We start from the raw sequence: 9,982 nt of genomic DNA, 5'->3' as shown, positions 1-9,982 counted from the left end.
TCAGTCTGGCACTTTGATGCCGTAAGGGGGAGGCGTCCATCACATCGGGCTACAGATTCGTGCGTTCTGCAGGTTTGGCAGTCCGGACAGATGCGCAGCATCGCCTCCGGGAAATGCTTCCTGAGGGAAAAATTCCTCACGACATTTTCTGCACAATCGGCTATCTTGTTTAGCATATAAAACACCATTACCGAATAATGCCGTTTTTCGGGCGTTATTGCGGTTTTAAAGTTAAGCCAGTGAAACGAGACTGCAAGATGAGCGTAATGTTTGATCCGGAAGCGGCAATTTATCCCTTTCCCCCCAAGCCCATGCCGTTAAACCGCGATGAGAAGCACTTCTATCGTGAAAAAATTAAACGCCTGCTGCGTGAACGCGATGCGGCAATGGTGGCCCATTACTACACCGACCCCGAAATTCAGCAACTGGCTGAAGAGACCGGTGGCTGCATCTCCGACTCTCTGGAAATGGCGCGCTTCGGCGCCCGACATTCCGCCTCTACGCTGCTGGTCGCCGGCGTACGGTTTATGGGAGAAACGGCAAAAATCCTCAGCCCGGAAAAAACCATCCTGATGCCCACGCTGCAGGCGGAGTGTTCGTTGGATCTTGGCTGCCCGATCGAGGCGTTCAGCGCTTTTTGCGACGCTCACCCGGACCGCACCGTTGTGGTCTATGCCAATACCTCTGCGGCGGTTAAGGCTCGCGCCGACTGGGTTGTGACCTCCAGTATCGCAGTGGAACTCATTGAGCATCTGGATAGCATGGGGGAAAAAATCCTCTGGGCGCCGGACCGCCATCTGGGCAGCTACGTGCAAAAACAGACCGGCGCCGACGTGCTGTGCTGGCATGGGGCCTGTATTGTTCATGATGAATTCAAAACTCAAGCGCTGGCAAGAATGAAAGCGTTATATCCGCAGGCTGCGGTTCTGGTTCACCCGGAATCACCGCAGGCGATCGTCGATATGGCCGATGCGGTAGGTTCAACCAGCCAGTTAATCAGTGCGGCAAAAACGCTCCCGCACCAGCAGCTGATTGTCGCCACCGACCGGGGGATTTTTTACAAAATGCAGCAGGCGGTGCCGGAAAAAGAGCTGCTGGAAGCCCCTACGGCAGGCGAAGGAGCGACCTGCCGCAGCTGCGCGCACTGTCCGTGGATGGCGATGAATGGCCTGCAGGCCATTGCTGAAGCGCTGGAGAACGGGGGCGCTGAACATGAAATTCATGTTGATGAACAGCTGCGTACCGGGGCGCTGGTTCCGCTAAACAGAATGCTCGATTTTGCGGCTACACTTCGGGGATAGTTCATTACTGCGTCACAGTACGCTCTGGGGATAAGATGGATTTTTTTAGTACGCAGAATATTTTAGTTCACATACCCATTGGCGCCGGGGGCTATGATCTGTCGTGGATTGAAGCCGTCGGTACTATCGCAGGCCTGCTGTGCATCTGGCTGGCGAGCCTGGAGAAGATCGTCAACTATGCCTTTGGGTTAATCAACGTCACGCTGTTTGCCATTATCTTTTTTCAGATCCAGCTGTACGCCAGCCTTCTGCTCCAGGTCTTCTTCTTTGTTGCCAACGTCTACGGCTGGTATGCCTGGTCACGACAGACCAGCGATAACCAGGCTGAGCTGCAAATCCGCTGGCTACCGCTGCCGAAAGCGTTAGGCTGGCTGGCGGCCTGCGTGGTGGCGATTGGCCTGATGACGCTATTTATCGATCCGGTTTTTGCGTACCTGACCAGGATTGCCGTTGCGCTGATGCACGCCCTGGGCCTGCAGGTCGTTATGCCGGCGCTGCAGCCAGACGCATTCCCGTTCTGGGACTCCTGCATGATGGTACTCTCGATTGCGGCGATGATTCTGATGACCCGAAAATACGTTGAAAACTGGCTGCTGTGGGTGATCATCAACGTCATTAGCATCGTTATTTTCGCCCTCCAGGGGGTTTATGCGATGTCGCTAGAATATTTGATTCTGACATTCATCGCCCTCAACGGCAGCCGCATGTGGATTAATAGCGCGCGTGAGCGAGGCTCTCGCGCGTTTTCCCGCTAGTGGTGATGGTGATGGCCATGCCCGGCGTGCGTCATGTTGAGACGGCACTCCGGGCCGCTGCAGGGCTGATACTCCATCTGCACCGTTACGTGTCCAATTTCGTACTTATGCTGTAAGAAATGTTGGATCCGTTCCAGCAGGCCATCGTGATCGTGCGGCGGCACCACCTGCACATGCAGCGTCATCACCGTTTTTTCGCCGACCAGCCAGGCGTGGACGTGATGTACATCGCGCACCTCCGGTATTGAGCGACGCAGATCGCGCTTTAGTGCCTCAACATCAAGCGAGCGCGGCGCCCCCTCCAGCAGTTCGTTGACGCTCTCCTGCAGCAAACGCCAGGCGCTGCGCAAAACCAGGCACGATACCAGCACGGACAGGATGGGGTCGATAGGCGTCCAGCCGGTCGTAAGGATCACGACAGCGGCAATAATCGCCCCGACCGAGCCGAGTAAATCCCCCAGCACATGCAGAGCGGCGGCCCGCACATTGAGATTACGTTCTTCACTGCCGCGATGCAGGATCCAAAAGGCCAGAATATTGGCCAGCAGGCCGGCCACAGCAATAACCATCATCGTTTTACCGGCCACCGGCTGCGGATGATGAAAGCGCTGAATGGCCTCCCAGACGATGAGGATCGTAATGACCACTAAAGCAATGGCATTGAGAAAAGCCGCCAGCGTGGTCAGCCGCAGCCAGCCAAAGGTATGTTGCGCATTCGGCGGTCGACTGGCGAAACGCACTGCCAGAAAGGCGAACAGCAGCGCTGCCGCGTCCGTCAACATATGCCCGGCATCGGCCAGCAGCGCCAGTGAACCTGAAATGAGTCCGCCTGCGACCTCAACCACCATGAACCCGGCAGTAACGCAGAACGCCAGCAGTAGCCGACGGGCATTTTTATCTTCGGTGGGTTGCGCAGAATTATGCGAGTGTGATTGCCCCATGGTGCCTTCCCTACATTATTATTTTGATGATTACTTTATGACATGATTCCCTTTCTGGGGTGAATAAAATGAAAAAAAGGAGAGCCTTAGCTCTCCTCCCTGGTGTCCGGCACTCAGCTTACTGGGTGGTACCGTCGGTTTTCGTCGCTTCGTCCTGACCGACTTTTTTATCAGTATCCGGACAGCGGCCATCTTTGCACATTGAGTTTTTGTGCACTTCGTCGCTCGACATGCCGTCATGGTTCATGGTCGAGCCGTCAGGGTGGAGCATGGTGCCGTTGGTATCGGTGGAACCGGAGTTGATTTTACCGTTGTCGACGTTGTTTGGCGCCACGTTTTCACGCGCATCGGGGGCGACCTGGCCCGCGTCGGCCGCTGCGTTCGCTTGCCCATTATTCGACTGCGCCCCGGTATCGGCGGCCAGGGCCGCGCCGCTGGCCAGACCAAGGGTTGCTGCGAGGAGAAGACTGGTTAGCTTATTCATTTTCATTGGATGCTCCTGTTATGTCGATTTGTCGAATTACCTCTTCCAACAGTGCATTTGCCGGAGGTTTGACTCGTTGTGGTTAAAGCTTCGGTGATAGCGAGCGGCATTAATATATAATGCTGAATGCTAAAGAAAATTAAGTTCTAACAGTTAAAAATTATAGCTTGTGGCCACTATTCCGCGACTTTATGGCGTTTTTTAGCCTATTTCCAGGAATATTCTGCCGCTACTGTAAAATCACATTTACACTTTTTGCATGAAGAGATAGATTGGAGGGATTGCATTTCACTGGATAAGTATGGCAACGCTGGAAATAAGATGAATTATCAGAACGACGATTTACGTATTAAAGAGATCAACGAATTATTACCTCCCGTTGCGCTCCTGGAAAAGTTCCCCGCTACCGAAAATGCTGCCAATACCGTTGCGCATGCTCGTAAAGCGATCCATCAGATCCTGAAAGGGAATGACGATCGCCTGCTGGTGGTCATTGGGCCCTGCTCCATTCACGATCCGGCGGCGGCAAAAGAGTATGCTGAACGTCTGCTTAAGCTTCGTGAAGAGCTAAAAGGCGAGCTGGAAATCGTGATGCGCGTTTATTTTGAGAAACCGCGTACCACCGTCGGCTGGAAAGGGCTGATCAACGATCCGCATATGGATAACAGCTTCCGCATCAACGATGGCCTGCGTATCGCGCGCAAGCTGCTGCTTGATATCAACGACAGCGGGCTGCCCGCGGCGGGGGAATTCCTCGATATGATCACGCCGCAGTATCTTGCCGATCTGATGAGCTGGGGCGCGATTGGCGCGCGGACCACGGAGTCGCAGGTGCATCGTGAGCTCTCTTCCGGCTTGTCCTGCCCGGTTGGATTTAAAAACGGCACCGACGGAACCATCAAAGTGGCTATCGACGCCATTAACGCCGCCGGCGCGCCGCACTGTTTCCTGTCGGTGACCAAATGGGGGCATTCGGCAATTGTGAACACCAGCGGTAATAGCGATTGCCATATTATCCTGCGCGGCGGAAAAGAGCCGAACTACAGCGCGCAGCACGTTGCCGAAGTGAAGGTCGGTCTGGCGAAAGCAGGTCTGCCCGTTCAAATTATGATTGATTTCAGCCACGCCAACTCCAGCAAACAGTTTAAAAAGCAGATGGATGTCGGCGCTGACGTATGTCAGCAGGTTGCCGGCGGCGAGCGGTCGATTATGGGTGTGATGATTGAAAGCCACCTGGTGGAAGGCAATCAGAGTCTTGAAAGCGGCGAGCCGCTGACCTACGGTAAAAGTATTACCGATGCCTGCATCGGCTGGGAAGATACCGATACGCTACTTCGCCAGCTGGCCGGGGCGGTAAAAGCGCGTCGCGGTTAAACTTTTTTTCCATCTTGTGGGTTATATTTCTGACCTGAAATACAGGAACTAAAAGATATCGGTCCGGTAACATCTTACCGGACCGATTTGACCAATAGTAATACGTTATTATTTGGCGAATTTATGTACTTCCTGCTTCTGAAGTGTATTTCCTTCAGAATCAATGCCTACAATAACTCTGTAGCGATCAAAATATAACTTCTTAATAGATTCTGTTCCTAATTCTTCGTAGGCAACAATTTCAACTGATTTAACATGTTTTGTATTAATTGCAGACGCTCCTCCAATACCAAGTAGCGAAACCCCACCGTACTTTTTGCAAAGCTCAGCGACATAATCAGCACGGTCGCCTTTGCCAAGAAATGCGGTTGCTCCTTGTTGGAACATCATTTCTACAAATGGGTCCATACGCGCAGCTGTTGTAGGGCCATTAGAGCCAATTGGCAAACCTGGTTTGGCAGGACAGGGGCCTGCATAGTAAATCGTTTGGTTGTGAAAATCGACAGGCGATTTTTCACCGTTGCTAAGCGCTACTTCTATTTTTTTATGAGCGGCGTCACGACAGGTGTAAGCAAATCCAGTGAGAAATAATATATCGCCGACCTTCAGAGTTTTAGCTTTCTCTTTAGTCAATGGTAATGTTAATTCCATCATAGCATCTCCAGATATTAAATGATTTCACTAGCGTGGCGGCTCGCATTACATTGGAAATTGATTGCGACTGGCAGTGCAGTGATATGGCAAGGATAGTAATCGACATGCACGCCTAACGCCGTAATACGCCCCCCCATACCTAAAGGGCCGATCCCTGTATTATTTACGGCCTCTAATAATTCAGCTTCAAGCTGGGCATAAAGTGGTTTAGCATTGAACTCGCCAAGAGGGCGTAATAATGCTTTCTTTGCCATCCATGAGCAGTGGTCCATTGTACCGCCAACGCCAATACCAATAATATAAGGTGGGCATGGATTACCTCCTACACGACGGACAGTATCCAGAACAAATTCTTTTATACCATCAATACCATCGCCAGGAAGCAATGTTTTAAATGTTCCCATATTTTCGCTACCGCCGCCCTTTGGCATAACGGTAATACTCACTCGATCACCCTCAACAATTTCAGTATGTAAAATTGCAGGTGTATTATCGTTAGTATTAATACGTTCTAAGGGATCTGCAACCATAGATTTTCTTAAGTATCCATTTTCATAGCCCTGGCGAACGCCTTGGTTCACCTGATCTTTAAGAGGCTTACCTTCCCAGCATACATGTTGACCAATTTCCATGATAACGATACAAGTACCGGTATCATGGCAACATGCAAGCTGTTCTTTTTTAGCATATTCGCCATTATCGATTAGTATCTTAATAGTTTCCTTGCCGATCTTTGACTCTTCTTTCTCATATGCTTTACGAAAAGAACACATGAGATTATCATCCAGTTCATAACAAGCTTTTTTTACAAGATTTTCGATAACAGGAATGATAATTTCTGTATTTAATACACGACTCATACTCCCTCCAGTGCTATGTTGCATTGTTTTATCCATTGATCACATTTTTATGGTATTCTTATTCATTAAAGTATGGAAATATGTTATTTTTATTAAACGATAAATTTAATTTATGGCTTCGGAAAATAAATGGAAATTAGACAGTTGGAGTATTTTGTAAGCGCCTCTTTGTTAGGTAACTTAACCAGAGTGGCTGAGCGGCATTTTGTTTCTCAGCCTAACATTACGATTGCTATTAAAAAGCTGGAGGCTGAATTAGGCGTTACATTATTTGACAGAAAGAAAAATAAACTTGTCCTTACGGAGCAGGGGGCATTTTTTTTACAAAAAATTGAACCTATTCTTATTGCATTAAAAAATAGTGTAGCGGAAATGAAAGATTACCGTAATGAAAATAGTGGGATAGTAACATTAGGGATCCCACCTATGATCAGTTTGTTTCTGTTCTCACCGCTTTTTAAGCATTTTCGAGAGATTTATCCAGAGATGGAACTTTCTCTTGTGGAAGAGGGAACTTTTGGTTTGCATGAAAAACTTTCTGCCGGAGAGCTGGATCTTGCTATTGTTATCATCAACGACTCTCCGAAAGAGTTAGTTACGGTACCCTTGATGACGCAGCAGCATGTAGTATGTATGTCAGATAAACATCCGCTGGCAAAAAAAGATAGTATTGATTGGGAAGATCTACAATATGAACCATTGATATTAATGAAAAAAGATTCCTGGCACAGGAAAACCATTATTGAAGAATGTACAAAACGGGGAATTCATACGCATATTTTTCTGTCATCAAACAGGATTCAAACTAACCTTGATCTCGTTGCAAAGAATGAAGGTATTTCTTTTATCCTGGATGCGGTTGATCTTAAAGCGGAAAAAATAATAACTAAAGCAATGACTGAACCAACATATGTTACGATTGGTTTGGCCTGGAAAGAAGATAAATATCTATCATATGCAACCAGAGCATTAATTAAATTTATGGGGGATTATATTAAAGAACATTTTACAATTGAATAATTATATTTGTTCTTCAACGAAAATTTCCCATAGTTCTTCAGCATCAGAAGGCATTCTCTTAGCCGGCCTATAAAGTTTTATTTCAATGGGGATCCATAAATTGCTTTCTTGTTCTGCTGCGCTAACAATCGTGTTAGCCTCTATATCCTGCCTGGCAAGACTTTGAGGTATCCAGGCGACACCATCGCCTGATCTGACCATTGCCAGTAGCGTTGCGGCTAGATCGGCTACAAAAGCTACGTTCATATTATGAGTTATTCGGCTAATAGAAGCTGTATTTGATATTATTCTTCCCAGACCCGATTGTGATGAAAAAGAAAGATAGGGAAATTGAATCTTATCTTTTATATTCCATAATGGCTGTAACGTTTCTGTATCTGGTTTACTGAATGGAATTAATGTATCAAACCCAAGACGGATACTCATAAAATTATTTTGATTTAAGTTTAGATGCATATGTGGGTGATGATGACACAATAAAAATTGTGAATCTCCCTGCCTCATCATTTTTTCACACGCATTCAATGAATCGGATAAAAGACGAAATGAACCGAATTTCGCAATTTTTTCACTTTGTTTTAACAAAGATGGCACAAAAGAGAAAGATAAAGCATGTGTTGCTGAAAAAACAAGATTGGGCTGTTTATTGCCCGCAGCCTCAAGGGTATCACTTTTTAATGTGTATAAGGCGTGTATGAGTTCGGGTAGTTGATCTGTAAATGTTTCTCCAGCCTTTGTAAGGGTTACTCCCCGTTTACTTCTCTCAAAAAGGGGAGTACCCACCCATTCTTCGAGAGATTGTATCCGACGACTAAATGCGGGTTGAGTCACATATCTTGAGGCAGACGCTTTTGAGAAATTCAACGTTTCTTTTAGAGCCAGACAGTCTTCAAGCCATGTTAGTTCGAGGTGATGCCGATATTGCATAAGCTGCAACCTTATTAGCATTGGATGAGGTCCATTTATATAAGTAGCATTATACACAGACAGGTTTTTTGAGGAAGTTATTTGATTAAATAGATACAAAAACAGTGGGAAGATGTTATGCCTTTGTCGATTAAGTGTTGTTATTTATGTAAGTATATTCTTTCTTAATAGTAATTAATTGGGTTTAATTTTAGTGTAATATGTGATTTATGCTTATAGCAGTTGTATTCGCAATTGTAATGAGTTGTTTTTGTGCCCTAATAATATAAGGACGTATATATGTCACCAGCGATTATTACTTTGCTGATTTTAGTGGTTGCAATTATTATCTTTGTTAGCGATCGTCTTCCTATGGGATTAGTTGCCTTTATGGTTCCCATGGCGCTTTATTTTACTGGGATTATTGATGCTAAGGATATCTTTGCTTCAATTGTAAATGAGAATGTTATTCTTATTGTTGCCATGTGTGTACTAGGCGCGGCATTTTTTAAAACAGGTTTGGCATGGCAATCAAGTAAAATTTTACTTAAATATGCTAAAACGGAACGAAGTCTGAGTGTTTTAATTTTTCTTATCAGTGGGGTTATGTCCGCTTTTGTTTCTAATAGTGGAACAGTTGCTGTGTTGATTCCTATCGTTTTGGGTATTGCTGCAAGTAGTCAAATTAAACCTATTAAACTACTTATGCCTCTTGTTTTTGGTGCAACAATTGGTGCCGATATCTCTATTATTGGCTCTCCAGGAAATTTAATTGCTAAAAATACCATTGAAACTTTTAGCAAAGGAAGTATGTCAGTACCATTTTTTGAGTATGCTAAAATTGGCATTCCTTTGCTGATTACATGTTCTATATTTCTCTATTTTTTTGGTTCAAAACTTATTGCCGATCGTGAGGGAAGTGCACAATCGGACTCTCAAATGGATTATAGCCATATCCCAGCCTGGCATAGAAATTTGACTTTAATAGTTTTTATCCTTTCCATTGCTGGGATGGTGGCGACTGATTATATCAAATTTCTTCCGCCAATGCATATTATTGCATGCTGCGCAGCTATTGTTCTGGTATTAACCGGCGTTTTAACGCAAAGGGAAACATTTAATTCATTTGAAACGCTGACTGTTTTTATGCTCGCATTTATGATGCCTTTAGGCGCTGCGCTTAATTCTACTGGCGCTGGTGAGATGATTGCAAATGCAGTTATTTCAGTAACCGGAAACTCGGGCGTTATGATTATCATGGCTTCATTATGGATACTTACCTGGGCTTTGACTCAAGTCATGAGTAACACTGCAGCATGTACGTTGTTATGCCCAGTAGGATGGACTATCGCGCAATCTATTGGCGCAGATCCTCGTGCTGTTGTTATTGCTGTTTTTATTGCGAGTAGTGTTGCTGTTTGTACTCCAATGGCTATTCCAGCAAACTCAATGATTATTGGTCCGGGTAATGTAAAATTTAAGGATTTCCTAAAGCCTGGATTGGCGATTAGTTTAGTCTGTTTTATCGTTAGTATGATTTTACTGCCGATTTTTTATCCCTTTTATTAATTCATGATATTACTTTTTATATTTCAGATTATTAGGTTTGAGGCTTTATTATGAATAATTCGGTGCTATTAGGCGAAGGCTTCACCCTGATGTTCCTCGGCATGGGGTTCGTGCTGGC

General features: G+C 46.0%; 10 protein-coding genes and 1 pseudogene. 6 read left to right on the top strand and 5 right to left on the bottom strand.

The window, feature by feature from the left end; genetic code table 11:
- Positions 1–257: 257 nt before the first annotated feature.
- Positions 258–1,301, top strand: a complete 1,044-nt coding sequence (gene nadA, locus ABLV11_RS06690) for a quinolinate synthase NadA (protein ID WP_004100341.1) — start codon at positions 258–260, stop codon at positions 1,299–1,301.
- A gap of 35 nt (positions 1,302–1,336) precedes the next feature.
- On the top strand, positions 1,337–2,056 hold the full coding sequence (pnuC, locus tag ABLV11_RS06685) for a nicotinamide riboside transporter PnuC (RefSeq protein WP_049127789.1): 720 nt from the start codon (positions 1,337–1,339) through the stop codon (positions 2,054–2,056).
- Here the strand turns inward: pnuC and zitB are convergent.
- Entirely contained in the window at positions 2,053–2,997 is a 945-nt protein-coding gene (gene zitB / locus ABLV11_RS06680; RefSeq protein ID WP_004100345.1) for a CDF family zinc transporter ZitB, read from the bottom strand. The genes pnuC and zitB overlap by 4 nt on opposite strands.
- Positions 2,998–3,115: 118 nt before the next feature.
- Entirely contained in the window at positions 3,116–3,487 is a 372-nt protein-coding gene (locus ABLV11_RS06675; RefSeq protein ID WP_004100346.1) for a YbgS-like family protein, read from the bottom strand.
- 315 nt (positions 3,488–3,802) lie between these two features.
- On the opposite strand from ABLV11_RS06675, the gene aroG reads away from it, so the two are divergent.
- Complete coding sequence (aroG, locus tag ABLV11_RS06670; RefSeq protein WP_064345080.1) at positions 3,803–4,855, top strand: 3-deoxy-7-phosphoheptulonate synthase AroG; 1,053 nt, start codon at positions 3,803–3,805, stop codon at positions 4,853–4,855.
- Between the two features lie 108 nt (positions 4,856–4,963).
- Here aroG and ABLV11_RS06665 read toward each other — a convergent pair whose 3' ends face one another.
- Together ABLV11_RS06665 and ABLV11_RS06660 are read right to left on the bottom strand one after the other, a co-directional pair.
- Positions 4,964–5,509, bottom strand: a complete 546-nt coding sequence (locus ABLV11_RS06665; RefSeq protein ID WP_077265801.1) for a FumA C-terminus/TtdB family hydratase beta subunit — start codon at positions 5,507–5,509, stop codon at positions 4,964–4,966.
- Between the two features lie 14 nt (positions 5,510–5,523).
- Positions 5,524–6,369: a fumarate hydratase gene (locus tag ABLV11_RS06660; protein WP_064345081.1), complete on the bottom strand. Its 846-nt coding sequence runs from the start codon at positions 6,367–6,369 to the stop codon at positions 5,524–5,526.
- Between the two features lie 129 nt (positions 6,370–6,498).
- Here ABLV11_RS06660 and ABLV11_RS06655 point away from each other — a divergent pair, with 129 nt between their 5' ends.
- Positions 6,499–7,389, top strand: a complete 891-nt coding sequence (locus ABLV11_RS06655) for a LysR family transcriptional regulator (protein WP_064345082.1) — start codon at positions 6,499–6,501, stop codon at positions 7,387–7,389.
- On the opposite strand, the gene ABLV11_RS06650 is transcribed toward ABLV11_RS06655, so the two are convergent.
- A complete protein-coding gene (locus ABLV11_RS06650; protein ID WP_094298959.1) occupies positions 7,390–8,373 on the bottom strand; it encodes a LysR family transcriptional regulator in 984 nt (327 codons plus the stop codon).
- Between the two features lie 222 nt (positions 8,374–8,595).
- Between ABLV11_RS06650 and ABLV11_RS06645 the strand changes: the two genes are divergently transcribed.
- Positions 8,596–9,864, top strand: coding sequence for an SLC13 family permease (locus ABLV11_RS06645; RefSeq protein ID WP_064345083.1), 1,269 nt, complete (start codon positions 8,596–8,598; stop codon positions 9,862–9,864).
- A gap of 50 nt (positions 9,865–9,914) precedes the next feature.
- Positions 9,915–9,982, top strand: a pseudogene (locus ABLV11_RS06640) (oxaloacetate decarboxylase subunit gamma); the annotation flags it as partial.

Source organism: Klebsiella sp. GW_Kp181, assembly GCF_040062315.1.
GTDB lineage: Bacteria > Pseudomonadota > Gammaproteobacteria > Enterobacterales > Enterobacteriaceae > Klebsiella > Klebsiella oxytoca.
This window is presented reverse-complemented; position numbering and strand designations above follow the sequence as displayed.

Coding starts and splice junctions, on each gene's coding strand:
- ABLV11_RS06665 (WP_077265801.1), bottom strand. CDS start 5,509: ATGATGGAATTAACATTACCATTGACTAAAGAGAAAGCTAAAACTCTG.
- ABLV11_RS06675 (WP_004100346.1), bottom strand. CDS start 3,487: ATGAAAATGAATAAGCTAACCAGTCTTCTCCTCGCAGCAACCCTTGGT.
- zitB (WP_004100345.1), bottom strand. CDS start 2,997: ATGGGGCAATCACACTCGCATAATTCTGCGCAACCCACCGAAGATAAA.
- ABLV11_RS06655 (WP_064345082.1), top strand. CDS start 6,499: ATGGAAATTAGACAGTTGGAGTATTTTGTAAGCGCCTCTTTGTTAGGT.
- pnuC (WP_049127789.1), top strand. CDS start 1,337: ATGGATTTTTTTAGTACGCAGAATATTTTAGTTCACATACCCATTGGC.
- aroG (WP_064345080.1), top strand. CDS start 3,803: ATGAATTATCAGAACGACGATTTACGTATTAAAGAGATCAACGAATTA.
- ABLV11_RS06645 (WP_064345083.1), top strand. CDS start 8,596: ATGTCACCAGCGATTATTACTTTGCTGATTTTAGTGGTTGCAATTATT.
- ABLV11_RS06660 (WP_064345081.1), bottom strand. CDS start 6,369: ATGAGTCGTGTATTAAATACAGAAATTATCATTCCTGTTATCGAAAAT.
- nadA (WP_004100341.1), top strand. CDS start 258: ATGAGCGTAATGTTTGATCCGGAAGCGGCAATTTATCCCTTTCCCCCC.